This is a genomic window from Streptomyces sp. NPDC041796 (assembly GCF_055590785.1).
This window is the reverse complement of record NZ_JBVJAH010000005.1, coordinates 220607-236780: the sequence shown is the minus strand read 5'-3', so window position 1 is coordinate 236780 and position 16174 is coordinate 220607. Positions and strand designations below refer to the sequence as shown.

Genomic DNA, 16174 nt, shown 5'->3' with positions numbered 1-16174 from the left:
TTTCCGGCTATCCGTGACTCCTTGGAAGTTTCCTTCATCCGCTTCCTTCATCCGCATGGCCGGAAGGAGCACCGCATGCACCACCGAGCCACCGCCAACGCACCCTCCAGACGCACTCTCCTCACCGTCACCGCCGCCGCGGCGGCCGCCGCGGCCACCGGGGTCACGACGCCGGCCCGGGCGGCCGACGACGACCGGCGCCTCAAGCGGCTCATCTCCCGTATGAGCCTGGAGGAGAAGGTCGGGCAGCTCTTCGTCATGCGGGTGTACGGGCACTCCGCCACCGCCCCCGACCAGGCGGACATCGACGCCAACCTCAAGGAGATCGGCGTTCGCACGGCCGCCGAGCTGATCGCGACGTACCACGTCGGCGGCATCATCTACTTCTCCTGGGCCCACAACACCCGCGACCCGCACCAGATCGCCGACCTGTCCAACGGCATCCAGCGCGCCGCGCTCGACCGGGCCACCCCCGTGCCGCTCCTGATCTCCATCGACCAGGAGCACGGCATCGTCGCCCGGATAGGGGAACCGGCCACGCTGATGCCCGGCGCCATGGCGCTCGGCGCGGGCGGCTCACGCTCCGACGCCCGGCGCGCCGCCCATGTGGCGGGCACCGAGCTGGCCGCGATGGGCATCCGCCAGAACTACGCGCCCGTCGCCGACGTCAACGTCAACCCGGCCAACCCCGTCATCGGCGTACGCTCCTTCGGCGCCGACCCCCGTGCCGTCGCCGGTATGGTCGCCGCCCAGGTCGGCGGCTACCAGCGGGCGGGCATCGCCGCCACGTCCAAGCACTTCCCCGGGCACGGCGACACCTCCGTCGACAGCCACTACGGTCTGCCGACCATCACTCACACCCGTGAGCAGTGGCGCACGCTCGACGCGCCGCCGTTCCGGGCCGCCATCGCCGCCGGGATCGACTCGATCATGACGGCGCACATCGTGGTCCCGGCCCTCGACCCGGCCGAGGACCCCGCCACCCTCTCCCGCCCCATCCTCACCGGCATCCTCCGTGAGCGACTGGGGTACGACGGTGTCGTCGTGACCGACTCCTTGGGCATGGAGGGCGTACGCACCAAGTACGGCGACGACCGCGTGCCCGTCCTCGCCCTCAAGGCCGGCTGCGACCAGTTGCTCAACCCGCCGAAGCTGTCCGTGGCGTGGAACGCCGTCCTCAAGGCCGTACAGAGCGGCGAGATCAGCGAGGCGCGTATCGATGAATCGATTCTCCGCATCCTCCGGCTGAAGGCGAAGCTGGGCCTGTTCCACGAGCCCTACGTCACCCACGACGCCGTCGACCGCACCGTCGGCACCCGGCCGCACCTCACCGTCGCCGACCGGATCGCCGAACGGACCACCACCCTGCTGCTCAACGACGGCGGCCTGCTCCCGCTCGGCGCCACCGAGCGGCCGAACCTCCTCGTCGTCGGCGCCGACGTCGCCTCCCCTTCCGGGACGACCGGTCCGCCGACCGCCACCCTGGCCGGGGCCCTCGCCGAACTCGGCTTCACCACGACGGTGTTGCCGACCGGCACCGCCCCGACCGCCGCGAAGATCGACGAGGCGGTTGCGGCGGCGGCCGGCAAGGACGCCGTGATCGTCGCGACGTACAACGTCACGGCGACCAGCAGCCAGCGCACCCTGGTGTCCCGGCTCGCCGGCACCGGCGTCCCGGTCGTCACGGTCGCCATCCGCAACCCCTACGACATCGCCCGTCTGAGCGGTCAGCGCGCCACGCTCGCCACCTACTCCTGGACAGACGTCGAACTGCGCGCCGCCGCCCGGGTCATCGCCGGGCGGGTGCGGCCGGAGGGGCGACTGCCCGTCCCCGTGCAGCGCGCGGACGATCCGGCCCAGGTGCTGTATCCAGTGGGCTACGGCCTGTCGTACAAATAGCGCAATCCCCCCGTCGCGCCTGGCGTGTGCTCGCCATGGCGGGTCACGCTGGGCGCGAGGATCGGGGGGTCTCGCATGCGTCGGCAACGAACCGCGGGGGTGGTGTGCGCCCTGCTCGTGGCGACGGCGCTCAGCGGCTGCGCGGAACCCGCGCGCGAACCGGCGGGCTTCGAGAGCACGGCACCGGGCTACGGCGAGGTCTTCCTCGGCCCCGGTGACTGCAGCACGCCGAGCCGGGACTTCCATGAGGTGTCCTGTGGCAGCGAGCGGGCCGTCGCGCGGGTGCTGAGCCGGTCGGCGGGGCCCCCGGCCGACGGGCCGGTCTGCCCCGAGGCCACCGACTTCGTGCTGTACGTGTCGGAGAACCGCCCGGCGGCCGACGAGGACGGCGACGGGACGGTGGCGCGGGGCTACGCCTGCATGCGCAACCTCCAGCCGCCGCACCCGGGCGACCCCGGGGGCGGCGGAGGGCCGTACACGGTCGTCGGGGACTGCCTCACCGGCTCCCGCGGGGGCCAGGTGAGGGAGACGGCCTGCGACGGCTCCGGCCAGGCGCGGCCGGAGTACCGGGTGGTGGGGGCCGTACAACGGCGGGCGCAGTGCCCGGCACCGACGGATCTGTACGTGGAGCTGGGGCGGACCGGGCCGGTGGGCTGCGCGCGCCGTGTGTGAGCGGTGCGCGCAGCCCCCTTACGCCGGGTACGGCCTCGTACGTCCTACGGGCGCAGCGTCATCTCGCGGCGCAGCTCCCGCTTGTCCAGGCGCGGGTCGTACGACGTCAGCGGTGCCGCGCGCTGCGGGTCGGCCGGGGCGACGCCCGCCCAGGCCAGGATGCGGGCGGTGGCCTTGGTGCGCTCGGCCTCGGTGAGACCCGCCACGTTCGCGCCGTGGTTGGCGCCCGGCGCGGTCATCACGTAGGAGTCCCGGGCGCCCTTGTCGACGCGGAACTTCTCGGCGCCCCACGGGTCGTTCCCGCCGTACACGAAGAGCATGCCGCGTCCTTGCGTGCGCACCCAGGTGTCGACGTCACGCATCACCCACGGCTTGAACCGCACCGGGATGTCGCGGGGGACGAAGTTCCGGGCGGGCTGGTAGCCGTACCGGGTCAGGCCCGTCAGGTGGGCCATCTTCATGCTGGGCGAGCCGAGTTCGGTGGCGGCCTGGTAGTAGTACGGGGTGTACGGCTCCAGGCCCTGGTCGCTGTAGAACGACCAGCCGGAGTACGTGTCGATGGTGTCGTACACGGCCTGGTCGGTGGCGGTGGCCGCGTCCGGGATCGAGGCGCAGTCGGCCTCGGTGTGGTACTGCCAGAAGCCCCAGACGAAGTCGAGGACGACCGCCTCGTACGCCTTGTCCAGGCTGCCCACGGTGGTGAAGGTCGCGCCCTCGGCCTCGGCCTTGGCGCGGAACTTCTCCTGGAGCGGGGCGCGGCGGACGAGCGCCTCGCGCTGGAGGGCGTTGAGGCGGTCGCGGCATTCCTGGGTGGAGACGGTCGCGAAGAACCGGTCGTACGCCGAGTCCTCCTTCTCCACCACGTCGTTGGGGGCGACGTACGCGACGACGCCGTCCATGTCGCGGGGGTAGAAGCGCTCGTAGTACGTGGCGGTCATGCCGCCCTTGGAGGCTCCGGTGGCGAGCCACTTGCGGTCGTAGATCTTCTTCAGGGCGGTGAAGATCCGGTGCTGGTCGGAGGCCGCCTGCCAGATGTCCAGCTTCGACCAGTCGGCGGGCTGGGGGCGGGACGGGGTGAAGAAGCGGTACTCCATGGAGACCTGGTTGCCGTCCACGATGCGCGTCGGCTCGGCCCGCCCGGGGCGGGTGCTGACGGCGTATCCGCTGGTGTGGAAGACGGTGGGCCGGGCGGTGTCCTTGTGCAGCAGGGTCAGGCGCTGCTGGAACGTGCCCTTGGAGCGGTCACGGTGGTCGACCGGCTGGGTGTAGGTGAGGACGAAGTAGCGGTAGCCGGGGTAGGGCTTCTCCTCGACCAGGGCCATCCCGGGGATCGCCAGGACGCGGTCCTTGATGTCGGTGGTCGTGCCGGTGGTCGTGCCGCTGTCGGCGGTACCGGCGGCGGTGGCCGTTCCGGCCGCGCTCACGGTGCCTATGAGCACCGTGAGGGACAGCAGCCATCTGAGCGCCTTGCGCATTCACCCTCCACGTGGGTTTGCGGTGGTCGCCGCGAACCTAGTGGGATCAACGGGGTTGCCGCCAGCCCCTGTTGGGACGGGTCAGCAGAGGATCCAGCCCGTGGAGGCGCCCCGGCCCGCCACGGTTCCGGACGCCCGGACGCAGCGGTTGAGGGCGTGTACGGTGACGGGCCCGGCCTGCCGGGTGAACACGCCCGCGTCGACGGCGGCGCGTCCGCCGCGCGGCTGGATGGACACCGACATGGCGCGGCGGGCGCCGGGCCGCTTCGCGACGGTGAGGGCGCACGCGTACTGGCGGCTCTTGTACACCCGCAGCTCGCCGGTGCTGAACGTCATGGTCTTGACGAGGCGCCCGGAACAGGCGGTGGCCGCGTCGGCACGTGGGGCGCCGGGTCCGGCGAGAACGAGGAGACCCGCGGCGACCAGCACCGCGAGCAGGTTCACGAGCAGTCGTCTTGTCCTGGCCACAGCCACCCCACCGAACACGCTTGCTCCTCTTCGCCTCATGAGCGTACGTGCGTACGACGCACCGGAGCGGCGAACGGTTGCCGCCGCGCACCGGTTCGGCGTGAACGGGGGCAGGAGGCCGGTCGGCACCCGGGCGGGCTCCACTCGGACCGCCCGGGTGCGGTACTCGGACGGGTCAGGCCGTCGCGGCCGGGGTTTCGGCCGGGGCCTCGCCGATGAAGGTGCGCCAGAGATCCGCGTAACGGCCGCCCCGGGCGAGGAGGTCGTCGTGGGTGCCGTCCTCGGCGACACGGCCGTGGTCCATGACGACCACGCGGTCCGCGCGGGCCGCCGTGGTGAGGCGGTGGGCGACCACCAGGGTGGTACGGCGGCCGGCGAGGCGGTCGGTGGCGGCGTTGACCTGTGCCTCCGTGGCGAGGTCCAGCGCGGCCGTCGCCTCGTCGAGCAGCAGCACGTCCGGGTCGACCAGCTCGGCCCGGGCCAGGGCGATCAGCTGGCGCTGGCCCGCCGACAGGTTGCGGCCCCGCTCGGCGACCTCGTGCAGGTAGCCGCCGTCCAGCGTGGCGATCATGTCGTGGGCGCCGACCGCCCGCGCCGCCGCCTCCACCTCCGCGTCGGTCGCGTCGGTCCGCCCGTACGCGATGGCGTCGCGGACCGTGCCCGCGAAGAGGTAGGCCTCCTGGGGCACGACGCCGAGCCGGTGGCGGTACGCGGTGAGGTCGAGGTCCCGCAGGTCGGCGCCGTCCACGGTGACCCGGCCGGAGGTCGGGTCGTAGAACCGGGCGACCAGCTTCACCAGCGTGGACTTGCCGGCGCCCGTCTCGCCGACGAACGCGACGGTCTGCCCGGCCGGGATGCGCAGGTCCACTCCGGTGAGGGCGGCTTCGTCGGCCCCGTACGCGAACGACACCTTCTCGAAGGCGATCTCGCCCCGCAGCGAGGAGACCGGCATCGGCTTCACCGGCGCGGCCGTGGACGTCTTCTCGCGCAGCAGCTCCTGCATCCGCCCCAGCGAGACGGCCGCCTGCTGGTAGCCGTCGAAGACCTGCGAGAGCTGCTGCACCGGCGCGAAGAACAGGTCGATGTAGAGCAGGTACGCGACGAGGGCGCCGGTCGTCAGCGTCCCGGCCTCCACCCGCCCCGCGCCCACGATCAGCACCGCCGCCGCGGCCACCGACGACAGGAACTGGACGAAGGGGAAGTAGACCGAGATCAGCCACTGGCCGCGCACCCGCGCCGCCCGGTACTCCGCGCTGCGCGCGGCGAACGCCTCCGCGCCCGACCGCTCGCGCCGGAACGCCTGCACGATCCGCAGCCCGGACACCGACTCCTGGAGGTCGGCGTTGACGACGCTGATCCGCTCCCGTGCCAGCTCGTACGCCTTCACGCTGGACCGGCGGAAGAACACCGTGCCCACCACCAGCACGGGCAGCGTCGCGAAGACCACCAGCGCGAGCTGTACGTCGATCACGACCAGCGCGACCATGATCCCGAAGAAGGTCACCAGCGACACGAACGCGGTCACGAGCCCGGTCTGGAGGAACGTCGACAGGGCGTCCACGTCCGTGGTCATCCGGGTCATGATCCGCCCGGTCAGCTCCCGCTCGTAGTAGTCGAGCCCGAGGCGCTGGAGCTGCGCGAAGATCTTCAGGCGCAGCGCGTACAGCACCCGCTCACCGGTCCGGCCGGTCATCCGGATCTCACCGGTCTGGGCCACCCACTGCACCACCACCGTCGCCAGCGCCAGCGCGGAGGCCGCCCACACCGCGCCCAGCGCCGCCTGCTCGACGCCCTCGTCGATGCCGTGCCGGATCAGGATCGGCAGCAGCAGGCCCATGCCCGCGTCGACGGCGACCAGCCCGAGGCTGACCAGCAGCACCGCGCCGAAGCCGCGCAGCAGCCGGCGCAGCCCGTACGACTCCTCGGGCGCGACCGCCCGCGCCTCGTCGACCGCCGGGGTGTCGGTCGCCGGGGGCAGCGCCTCGACCTGGGCGAGCAGCTCGGGCGTGGCGCCGGGTGCCGCGGACTCCTCGGCAGGCTGTTCCCGCTCCCACAGGGCGGGCGTGATGCCCCGCTCCGCGTCGAACTCGGCGTCCAGCTCCTGCCGCACCAAGCGGTCCTCGGGCAGCTCCGGGGGCACGGCGTGGCCGGGCGAGACGCCGCCCAGCTCGTCGGGGTCGGTGAGCAGCCGCCGGTAGAGCGCGGAACGCCGCTCCAGCTCCTCGTGGGTGCCGATGTCGGACAGCCGTCCGTCGTCGAGGACGGCGATCCGGTCGGCGAGGTTCAGGGTGGAGCGGCGGTGGGCGATGAGCAGGGTGGTGCGCCCGGCCATGACGGACCGCAGCGCCTCGTGGATCTCGTGCTCGACGCGCGCGTCGACCGCGGAGGTGGCGTCGTCGAGGACCAGCAGCCGCGGGTCGGTGAGGATGGCGCGGGCGAGCGCGATGCGCTGGCGCTGTCCACCGGACAGGGTCAGCCCGTGCTCGCCGACGGTGGTGTCGTAGCCGTCCGGCAGGTCGGCGATGAAGCCGTCCGCCTGGGCGGCCCGGGCGGCGGCCCGTATCTCCTCGTCGGTGGCGTCGGGCCTGCCGTACGCGATGTTGGAACGCACCGTGTCGGAGAAGAGGAAGCTGTCCTCCGGTACGAGGCCGATGGCGGCGCGCAGCGAGTCCACGGTCAGCTCGCGCACATCGTGCCCGCCGACCAGGACGGCGCCGTGCGTCACGTCGTAGAAGCGCGGCAGGAGCAGCGAGACGGTGGACTTGCCGCTGCCGGAGGAGCCGACGACGGCGACGGTCTCGCCGGGGCGGATCTCCAGCGAGAAGCCGTCGAGGACGGGCCTCCCGTCCTCGTACGCGAAGGACACGTCGTCGAACTCGACGCTCGCCGGGGCGTCGGCCGGCAGCTCCTTGGTGCCGTCCTCGATCGACGGTTCGGTGTCGATCAGCTCCAGGACGCGCTCGACGCCCGCGCGGGCCTGCTGACCGACGGTGAGGACCATGGCGAGCATCCGGACCGGGCCGACGAGCTGTGCGAGGTAGGTGGAGAACGCGACGAACGTACCGAGGGTGATCTGGCCCCGGGTGGCCAGCCAGCCGCCGAGCGCCAGCATGGCGACCTGCCCGAGCGCGGGCACGGCCTGGAGGGCCGGGGTGTAGCGGCTGTTCAGCTTGATGGTGCGCATCCGGCCGGCGAACAGCTTGCGGCTCGCCTCGCGGATCTTGCCGGTCTCCTGGTCCTCCTGCCCGAAGCCCTTGACCACGCGTACGCCGGTCACGGCGCCGTCGACGACCCCCGCGACGTGCGCGGCCTGGGCCTGGGCGTACCAGGTGGCGGGGTGCAGCCGGGTGCGGCTGCGCCTGGCGATGAACCACAGGGCGGGGGCGACGGCGAGCGCGACGAGGGTGAGCGGCAGCGACAGCCACGCCATGATCACGAGGGAGATCAGGAAGAGCAGGAAGTTCCCGATGGTCATCGGGAGCATGAAGAGCAGGCCCTGGATGAGCTGGAGATCACTGGTGGCGCGCCCGACGACCTGCCCGGTGGACAGCTCGTCCTGCCGCCGCCCGTCGAGCCGGGTGATCGTCCCGTACATCTCGGTCCGCAGGTCGTGCTGCACGTCGAGGGCGAGGCGGCCGCCGTAGTAGCGGCGGATGTACGTCAGGACGTAGACGGCGACCGCGGCGGCGATCAGCAGCCCGGTCCAGACGGCGAGGGAGCGCGTCCCGGCCCCGATGACGTCGTCGATGACGACCTTGGTGATCAGCGGGACGAGCGCCATGACGGCCATGCCCCCGAGGGACGAGCCGAGCGCGAGCACCACATTGCGCCGGTACCGCCAGGCGTACCCGGACAGCCGTCGTGCCCATCCCTGCTCTGCCGCCGCCACGTGGTGCCTCCCGTTGGACCCGTCGACCTGTTCGACCTGATCTACCGGAAGGCACCAACGCGGGCGCGGACGGATTTCATCCCTCCGTCACGGTCCCGCTCAGCGCGGGGCGCTCACCACGTCCTGGGCGGCACGGCCGGGCACGGCCGGCACGGCTTCCTGCGGGACGGCCGGCGGGACGAAGGCGTCGCTCCGGGCGGCCGTGGGGTTGAGGTCGGCGTGAACCACCCGGGCGACGGCCTGGATGGTGTTGATGCCGTCCTGCATGGCCGCGTTGTCGTGCGTGAGCACGGTGAGCTGGTAGTTGTGCGTGGCGCCGGTGAAGGCTCCGATGGAGTGCACGCGCCAGCCATGAGTGGCGCGCGGCAGCCAGCCGTTCTTCACGTGGATCTTGGCGGTGCTCGGGGCCCCGGCGGGGGTGCCCCAGCGCTGGGAGGTGACGACCTTGTTCATCAGGTCGAGGACGTAGGCGCGCGAGGCGTCGGTGAGGACGGTGTTCCTCGCGGTGAGCAGCGCCAGCAGCCGCTGCTGGTCACGGGCGGTGATCTGGGTGAGGCCCCAGTAGCCGCCGGAGCCGGGGACGGTCCTGGTCATGCCGGCCGCGGTGAGGAAGCCCTTGACCTTGGTGACGCCCAGCTGCCTCCACAGCGCGCTGGTGGCGTCGTTGTCCGACTTGGTGATCATGGCGGTGGCGCGGGACTTCTCCGTCGCCGTCAGGGCGCGGTTGGTCTTCTGGGCGTCCCAGAGGAGGGTGGCGAGCACGGTCGTCTTGACCACGCTCGCGGAGTCGAACTGCATGTCCGGGCGCAGAACGCAGCTGGTCTTGGTGATCCGGTCGTTGACGAGGATCGCGGTGGTGGACTTACGGCCCGCGAGGGCGGCGTTGATGTCCTTGACCAGCTTGGCGGCGAGGCCCGCCTTCTGGGAGGTGCAGGCCACGACCGGTGTCGCGGCGGCGGCGGGTGTGACGGTGGCGGCGGTCGGCAGGAGCACCCCGAGGGCGACCGCGGCGCACACGGCCCCGCGCCCGCGGCGGGATATGGAAAGTCTGTTCACTCCATCGATGACTCGGCAGCGCGGGAAAGGTTGTACGCGCGATCATCCTCGCGGGCGCGGGTCGGCGGCCCACGACCGGGTGATCACGGCGAAGGCCTCGGCCGCTTGCCGGCGCCCGTCCGGCTCGGTACGGATCGGCCGGCTGAGTTCGATGTGGAGGAAGGGCACCCGGGCCTCGGCGGCGGCGCGGCCCTGCACATTGGTGCGGCCCTCCAGCGGACAGTCGCGGGCCCAGGCCCGGCAGACGTCGTAGCCGCGGTCCCGCAGGACGTCCGCCAGCTCCCGGCCCTCGCCGCGCGCGTCGTCGCCCCGGCCGGTGGAGACGACGGCATCGAGACCGGGCGCGGTCGAGCGGGCGAAGCCGTGCAGTTGGAGGGCGGGCAGGCCGCGCCGGGTGAGTTCGTCGCACACGGCGTGGAAGACGGTGTCGCGCCGGTGCGCCACGTCCGCCGCGTTGCCCTTGCCGGCCTCGCGGTGGGCACCGGCGACGACGAGCACTCCGCCCGGGGTGCCCCGCAGGACGGCGGCGCCCAGCCGTTCGGTGTCCTCGTCGGCCACGGGATGCGGGACCTGCACCGACCAGCCGGCCCGCTGTGCGAGGTCGACGTACACCCGGCCCCAGCCGCGCGGGGCGGGGCCGTCCTCGGCGCGGTCGGCGATCTCGGCGTACCGCCGTCCGGTGGCGCTGTCGGTCACGGTGCGCAGCTGGAGGTCGACCTCCGAGAGGCGCCGCGCGGCCGCGTCGCGGCGTCCGTCCAGGAGCAGCCCGACCCCTTCGGCGACGGTGCGCCGCTCGGCGCGGGTGGGCGGCCGGTAGCCGCCGTCCTCGTCGAGGCGGAGGGCGAAGTCGGCGATGCGGCGCTCCAGGTCGACCGCGCCCCCGGCGCGCTCCGTGGGCACGCCGTCGCGCGGGTCCGGTCCGTCGGCGGAGTCGTCCGGCGAGGTGGTGACGTTCAGCACAAGGATCACGAGTGAGGCGAGAAGTACCACGGCTGTTGCTGCAATTGTTACCAACTTCGTCCGGTTCGCCTTCATAGTTGTACGAAGATATCCAGGTGATGACGCGCCCCCACCATCGCCGGTCACTGTTGGCCGGTACTGCCCTCGCCCTTCTCCTGAGCACCGCCGGATGCGGGCTCCTCGGGTCGTCGGACGAGAAGCCGGCGGGGGACGGACCGTCGTTCACCGTCGCCGCGGCCGGTGACATCCTCATCCACCCGCAGCTCACCGAGCAGGCCCGCAAGGACGCCAAGGTGACGGGCAAGGGGGTCGCGGGGATCGATTTCGACCCGACGTTCGCCGGGATCGAGCCGGTCATCAGCAAGGCCGATCTGGGCATCTGCCACTTCGAGCCGGTGGTGGGCGAGCCCGAGGGACCCTTCCAGAGCTATCCGACCTTCCTCGTCCCGCCCCAGATCACCACGGCCATCAAGAACGCCGGGTACGACAGCTGCTCCTCGGCCTCCAACCACACCCTCGACCACGGGGCCGCCGGAGTCACCCGTACGCTCGACGCCCTCGACAAGGCGGGCCTGAAGCACACCGGCTCGGCGCGCAGCGCCGCGGAGGCCGCGAAGCCGCTCATCATGGACGTGAAGGGCGTCAAGGTGGCGCAGATCTCCTTCGCTTTCGGCTTCAACGGCTTCGAGCTGCCCAAGGACAAGCCCTGGCTCGCCAACCGGACCGAGTTCGCGGCGATCGCCGCGGCCGAGAAGGCGGCGCGGAAGGCCGGTGCCGACGTGGTGATCCTCAGCATCCACTGGGGGCGTGAGAACTGGCCGAATCCCAGCCGCTCCCAGATCCAGTTGGGCCGTAGGATCGCCGAGGAGACGGGGATCGACCTGGTCCTGGGCCACCACGCGCACGTCGTACAGCCGATGGAGAAGGTGGACGGCACGTGGATCGCGTACGGGCTCGGCAACCAGATCGCCCGTCATGACGTGCCGACCGGCCTGACGGAGGAGGGGGTCATCGGCTGGTTCGAGTTCAGCAAGCGCGGCGGGGCGTGGCACGTCGAGGCCCGGTACGTGCCGACCTTCGTGGACATCCCGCCGGACCCGGACGAGTCGGGCAAGCTCCCCGAAGGCGCGGTGAAGGACCACCGTCTGCTGGATGTGGCCGCCGCACTGCGCGACGGCTCCGGCGTCAGTGAGCAGCAGCGCGCCCGCTACCGGCTCGCGTTCGAACGCACCCAGGGCACGATGCTGAACCGCGGTGCGGCGAAGGACGGGCTGAGACCCCTGCACCCCCTGCCCGAGTAACGGATCACACTTTCTCCAGCCCGTACAACCATTTCCCACACATCCGGGTCTGGACCTTCCGGGGTCGCACTCCTGTGCGCTTCCCCCTGCCCGTACGCCCCGGCGGCGATCCCCCGCCCGGGTCCCCAGAGAGGAGCTCGACCCTTGGCCGCTTCGCGCCCACAGCGACGGCACAAGGCCCGCCGAAGAGCTGACATGTCGCTCTTGGGAGGCATACGCCCCCCTATAGCGGTTCTGTCGGTTCTGCTCCTCGCCCTGGCGGGCGTCACGGCCCTGGCTCTCGGCCGCGTGGACCAAGGCCGGGTGCCCGAGGCCGTGCTGACGTCCCAGCAGCACTTCGCCGAGGACGGCGCCATCGCGCTGCGGGCCGCGATCGACGAGAGCGTCACCGACCTGAACAGGTCCGCCACGCTCTTCAGCGCCGCTGCCCCGGTGCCCGCCGACGCCGTCCTGGACAAGCTCGGCAACGTGTACCAGAAGTGGCTGGGCACCTCCGTCATCGAGATCAAGTCGGGCCGGCTCCTCGCCGCCCGTGGCGAGCACCTGCCCCTCACCGCCATCGACCGCACCAAACTCGCCGACGAGAACGGTCTCGCGCCCCGCATGGTGCGGCTCCAGAACGGCGAGACGCGGCTGCTGTCCCTGGCCCTGCTCACCTGGAAGGGCGAGCCGCAGAAGCTGCTGGTCGCGTCGAGCGCTCTGAAGTTCCCGGGCATCAGCCTGGGCGGGTTCCGGGCGATCGCCGTGATCGACCAGGAGGGGCACCTCCTCAGCCAGGACGGCATTCCGGAGCCCGAGCAGGTCCTCACCGACCTCCAGCGCGCGGAGGTCGCCGAGTCCACCAAGCAGATGAAGGCGTTCGCGACGTCCGCGGCCGTGAAGTCCCGGCAGAACCCGCAGCAGAGCAAGGAGCCCGGTTCCGGCGGCTTCGGGGGGGTCAGCGGCAGCCTGGTCGGTGACCGCTACCTGGGTGACCGCTCCATCGCCGGATACGCCACCCTCGCAGGCCCCCAGCCGGGCGAGACGACCGTGGCCACCGGCCTCGGGCTCACCGTCGTCGCCATGGTCAAGGTCGCCGAACCCCCGGCCGTGACCGGAAGCCCCGTCTTCGGCCTGGCCGCCGCGGGTGCGCTGCTGGTCATCGGCGGGCTCGCCGTCGCCGTCCTCATCGGTACCGTGCAGCGCCCGCTGCTCCGGCTGTTCCTGGAGAGCCGCCGTCTCACCCGCGGCGACCTCACCCGGCCCGTGGCCGTGCCCCCGTACGGCGAGTCGGCACGGATCGGCCTCGCGCTGGAGCGGCTGCGCCGCCAGCTCCTGGGCGACGGTGAGGACGGCACCGGCGACGGCCTCGCCGGCGGGCCGGCCGGCCGGGCCGCCGGCCGCCTCCCGTCAGTGCCCCGCCGCCGCCGGGTCGGCGCCCGCGCCCTCCTCGCCGTCTGCGGCGTCCTGCTCCTCGTCTGGTGCGCGCCGCTCCTGCTGCTGCTCAACCGGGCGGGCGACGGCGTCGTCGTACCGCAGCAGATCGTCAACGACCAGCGCGAGCGCACCGACACCCTCAGCGACCGGGTGCGCCGTGCCCTCAACGAAGGCCACGCCGACCTGGTGTCCGTCGCCTCCCTCATCGGCGACCGCACCGCCGAGGACCAGATGACCACCGTCCTCGAACACACCATGGCCGAACACCGGCGGTACGCGTCGCTGTACGTGCTCGGCGCCGACGGCAAGGTCCTCGCCCGGGCCGGCGGCGACCCGCGGAACCCCGGCTCCAAGGGGCCCTCCGCCCCCCAGGTCCGGGTCCTGGACGGCGGCAAGGAGCCGGTGATCACCGGTACCGCCGAGATCCCCGGCCGGGACGGCGCGGCCGTGGTCGGGGAGTTCCGCATCGACTTCCTCAACTCGCTGCTCAAGCGCCCCGGCCTCGGTGAGGTCCGCGTGGTGGACGAGAAGCGCCGGGTCATCGGCGGCAACACCGGCTACCGCGCCTTCCAGGAGCTGCCGAACGACCGGCTCGACACCCTCGCCACAGGCACCAGCCAGAAGGTCGGCATGAGTCCGCGCGCCAGCGGTGTCCTCTACCGGGCCGGTGACGGCATCCAGATCGCGGCCGCCGCACCGTTCGTCGGCGGCGGCGCGGTCAAGGACCTCGGCTGGACCGTCGTGAGCTGGCAGCCCGCCTCCGGGCTCGCCATCCCCGAGTACAGCCTCCAGAACCGCACGGTCCTCGCGGGGCTCCTCGGCGCCACCGCGGCCGCCGCCTGCCTGGGCTGGCTGCACATCGTCGTCGTACGGCCGCTGCGCGCCCTGGCCGGCCAGGCCGAGGCGCTCGCGGACGGGGACCGCCGCACCGTCGTCTACCCGCGCCACCACGACGAGGTCGGGGCCGTCGCCCGCTCCCTGGAGCTGATCCGTCAGCAACTCCACGAGAAGCGCAGGCGTGACGGCACACCCAAGACCCTCGCCGGAAGGAACTGACCGAACCGTGCTCTTCCTCTACACGGTCCTGGTGGTGTGCGCCGCCGTCCTGCTGGTCGCCGGAATCGTCGAACAGCGGCGGCACTTCACCAACCTCGACCACATCCCCACCCGCGTGCTGGTCAACGGCATCCGCGGCAAGTCCTCCATCACCCGGCTGTGCGCGGGCGCGCTGCGCGGCGGCGGGCTGACGACCGTGGCCAAGACCACCGGTACGGCCGCGCGGTTCATCCACCCCGACGCCACGGAGGAGCCGGTCTACCGCAAGTTCGGCATCGCCAACGTCGTGGAACAGATCGGCATCGTGCGCCGTGCGGCGGCCTACCACCCGGACGCGCTCGTCATCGAGTGCATGGCCGTGATGCCGGCGCTCCAGGAGATCAACCAGTCCAAGCTGATCCGGTCCACGATCGGCGTGCTGTGCAACGTCCGCGAGGACCACCTCGCCGAGATGGGCCCCACCCTCGACGACGTGGCGCGCTCGCTGTGCCGCTCCATGCCGGAGGGCGGCATCTGCGTCACCGCCGAGAAGGACCGTTTCCACATCCTCCAGGAGGAGGCGGACGCGCGTGACTGCCGGCTCGTGTACGCCGATCCCGAGTCCGTCACCGACGAGGAGCTGCGCGGCTTCAGCTGGTTCACCTTCAAGGAGAACGTGGCCATCGCCCTGTGCGTCGCCGAGCTGCTGGGCGTGGACCGCGCCACCGCCCTCCAGGGCATGTACGACGCCCCACCGGACCCGGGTGTCCTCTCCGTCGAGCGGTACGTCACCGAGGACGGCAAGAAGCTCCGCTTCGCCAACGTCTTCGCGGCCAACGACCCCGAGTCGACGCTGATGAACATCAACCAGCTCCTCGACCTGGGTGCGATCCACCGGCCGCTGAACGTCGTCATCAACTGCCGGCCCGACCGTGTCGAGCGCAACGGGCAGATGGGCGAGATCATCCCGGAGCTCGACCCGGACCAGGTCTTCGTGATCGGTCACCCGGCCAAGAGCGCCATCGACGCGATCCCGGTGGAGTTCCGCTCACGCGCGGTCGACCTCGGCGGTGACCGGCGCGATCCGGAGGAGTTCATGGCGCAGCTCCTCGGCCGGCTGGGCCCGGACACGTCGCTGGTCGCCATCGGCAACATCCACGGCCAGGGGGAGGTCCTGCTGGAGCACCTCGCGGAGCTCCCGCCGGACGAGTCCGCCGACGACCCCGCCCCGGCGCAGCGTTCCACCGCCCCGGCGGACCCCGCCGAGACGATGCAGCTGTACGTCCCCCGTATCGACCCGTATCAGCAGTACCCGGAGGCGTACGAGGCCCGGTACGCCCCGCACGCCGTCCAGCGCCCCCTGCCGTCGCCGGCACCGCCCCACGCCGGTCACGCGGCGGCCGGACCCGCCGCGCCGCGCGGTCCGTTCGAGCCGCGCACGGCCCCCGCGGCCCCCGCCGACGACCTCCAGCAGTGGCACAACCCAGGAGAGCAGCACCGTTGATCCCCTCCGTCCTCACGCCCGAGATCGCCGCGGTCGGCATCGCGCTGGGCCTGCTCTTCTCTCTGGTCTGCTACCTCACGACGAACCTCTCACCGGGCGGCATGATCACCCCCGGCTGGCTGGCGCTGACCCTCGTGGAGGACCTCCAGCGCGCGGCGATGGTCGTCGGGGTCACCGTCCTCACGTACGTCTGCACCCTGCTGATGCAGCGCTTCGTGATCCTCTACGGCAAGCGGCTGTTCGCCGCCGTCGTCCTCACGGGTGTCATCCTCCAGGCCACGGTGATGATCGTGCTCTCGCTGGAGTTCCCGCTGATGTACAGCAACCAGACCCTGGGCTTCATCGTCCCCGGCCTGATCGCCTACCAGCTGGTCCGCCAGCCCAAGGGCCCCACGATCCTCGCCACCGGATCGGTGACCCTCATGGCCTATGTCGTCCTCACCGCCGGGATCCTTCTCGGCGTCATGCCGTCCGCCTGACGGTCCGCCTGACCAACGGA

11 protein-coding genes are annotated in these 16174 nt (G+C 72.1%); 6 read left to right on the top strand and 5 right to left on the bottom strand.

Annotation, left to right across the window (positions count from 1 at the left end):
- Nucleotides 1–75: 75 nt before the first annotated feature.
- Both ACZ6C1_RS11945 and ACZ6C1_RS11940 read left to right on the top strand, forming a co-directional pair.
- Nucleotides 76–1899 carry a glycoside hydrolase family 3 protein gene (locus ACZ6C1_RS11945; protein ID WP_469240135.1) on the top strand — a complete coding sequence of 608 codons (1824 nt, stop codon included), beginning with the start codon at nucleotides 76–78 and terminating at the stop codon, nucleotides 1897–1899.
- Between the two features lie 75 nt (nucleotides 1900–1974).
- Nucleotides 1975–2571: a hypothetical protein gene (locus ACZ6C1_RS11940; RefSeq protein WP_469240134.1), complete on the top strand. Its 597-nt coding sequence runs from the start codon at nucleotides 1975–1977 to the stop codon at nucleotides 2569–2571.
- 44 nt (nucleotides 2572–2615) lie between these two features.
- Here ACZ6C1_RS11940 and ACZ6C1_RS11935 read toward each other — a convergent pair whose 3' ends face one another.
- From ACZ6C1_RS11935 to ACZ6C1_RS11915, 5 genes are all read right to left on the bottom strand, one after another.
- On the bottom strand, nucleotides 2616–4046 hold the full coding sequence (locus tag ACZ6C1_RS11935; protein WP_469240133.1) for an aminopeptidase: 1431 nt from the start codon (nucleotides 4044–4046) through the stop codon (nucleotides 2616–2618).
- Between the two features lie 81 nt (nucleotides 4047–4127).
- Nucleotides 4128–4553, bottom strand: a complete 426-nt coding sequence (locus ACZ6C1_RS11930) for a hypothetical protein (protein ID WP_469240132.1) — start codon at nucleotides 4551–4553, stop codon at nucleotides 4128–4130.
- Between the two features lie 136 nt (nucleotides 4554–4689).
- Nucleotides 4690–8403 carry an ABC transporter ATP-binding protein gene (locus tag ACZ6C1_RS11925; RefSeq protein ID WP_469240131.1) on the bottom strand — a complete coding sequence of 1238 codons (3714 nt, stop codon included), beginning with the start codon at nucleotides 8401–8403 and terminating at the stop codon, nucleotides 4690–4692.
- A gap of 99 nt (nucleotides 8404–8502) precedes the next feature.
- Entirely contained in the window at nucleotides 8503–9396 is an 894-nt protein-coding gene (locus ACZ6C1_RS11920) for a serine hydrolase (RefSeq protein ID WP_469240360.1), read from the bottom strand.
- Nucleotides 9397–9501: 105 nt separating this feature from the next.
- On the bottom strand, nucleotides 9502–10428 hold the full coding sequence (locus ACZ6C1_RS11915) for a hypothetical protein (protein WP_469240130.1): 927 nt from the start codon (nucleotides 10426–10428) through the stop codon (nucleotides 9502–9504).
- A gap of 119 nt (nucleotides 10429–10547) precedes the next feature.
- Here ACZ6C1_RS11915 and ACZ6C1_RS11910 point away from each other — a divergent pair, with 119 nt between their 5' ends.
- The 4 genes from ACZ6C1_RS11910 to ACZ6C1_RS11895 all read left to right on the top strand — a co-directional run bounded on the left by ACZ6C1_RS11910 (nucleotide 10548) and on the right by ACZ6C1_RS11895 (nucleotide 16154).
- Entirely contained in the window at nucleotides 10548–11720 is a 1173-nt protein-coding gene (locus ACZ6C1_RS11910) for a CapA family protein (RefSeq protein ID WP_469240129.1), read from the top strand.
- A 195-nt stretch (nucleotides 11721–11915) separates the two neighbouring features.
- Complete coding sequence (locus ACZ6C1_RS11905) at nucleotides 11916–14192, top strand: HAMP domain-containing protein (RefSeq protein ID WP_469240128.1); 2277 nt, start codon at nucleotides 11916–11918, stop codon at nucleotides 14190–14192.
- A 7-nt stretch (nucleotides 14193–14199) separates the two neighbouring features.
- Nucleotides 14200–15675 carry a poly-gamma-glutamate synthase PgsB gene (pgsB, locus tag ACZ6C1_RS11900; protein WP_469240127.1) on the top strand — a complete coding sequence of 492 codons (1476 nt, stop codon included), beginning with the start codon at nucleotides 14200–14202 and terminating at the stop codon, nucleotides 15673–15675.
- Entirely contained in the window at nucleotides 15672–16154 is a 483-nt protein-coding gene (locus ACZ6C1_RS11895; RefSeq protein WP_469240126.1) for a poly-gamma-glutamate biosynthesis protein PgsC/CapC, read from the top strand. Before pgsB ends, ACZ6C1_RS11895 begins: the two co-directional genes overlap by 4 nt.
- The last annotated feature ends 20 nt before the right edge of the window (nucleotides 16155–16174 follow it).